This is a genomic window from Corynebacterium sp. HMSC29G08, from assembly GCF_001806875.1.
Lineage (GTDB): Bacteria > Actinomycetota > Actinomycetes > Mycobacteriales > Mycobacteriaceae > Corynebacterium.
Window position 1 is genome coordinate 1 of sequence record NZ_KV786213.1, and the last position, 593, is coordinate 593.

Sequence of the window (593 nt, forward strand, 5' to 3'; positions counted from 1 at the left end):
TCGCGTTCTAAAAACCACAAAGCCCCGACCCAAAGTGGATGAGACGAGGTGGCAGGCCTAGCGTTAGTTCTATGACGTTGCCAAAGTTCGGTCCCGCTTGGGCCGGCGCTTTAATGGGAACCTCGATTGCGTCGAGTTTGACTGGGTTACATGGATTTCATGTAGCCCAGCTCGTGTTTGCGCTCATCGCGGCGGGACTCCTTGTTGTGTTCACGGTCGGCGTGCGCAATGAGCCGCCGCGGCGCCAGAACATGGCGGCGTGGGGCATGTATTCGATGGGGCTGCTCGCGTGCGGCTCGGCGTGGACGGCACTCACGGGCAACGATGCGTTCCAGCTGGTCAGCTGGTGGGTCGGTGCGCCACTGGCCATCATCGTGTGCTTGTGGCAACTCTGGGGTTTGTGGAAGCAGTCCGCGCACTACACCGAGCCTGCGTTCCCGTGGGGCTTGGCGCTCGTGTCCCCGATGGTCGCTGCGACATCCGGCGGGCAGCTGGCCACCCATCACGGCGAGTTTTATCACTACGCAGGTGAGCTGTGCTTCTTCCTCACGTTGTTCACCGCGATCCCGCTTTTCCTCTACTGCTACTGGTCC

Annotated in this window: 1 pseudogene; it reads left to right on the forward strand. The window is 61.2% G+C overall.

What is annotated here, in order from left to right:
• Positions 1 to 71 precede the first annotated feature (71 nt).
• Positions 72 to 593 (forward strand): annotated as a pseudogene (locus HMPREF3101_RS02605) (hypothetical protein); the annotation flags it as partial.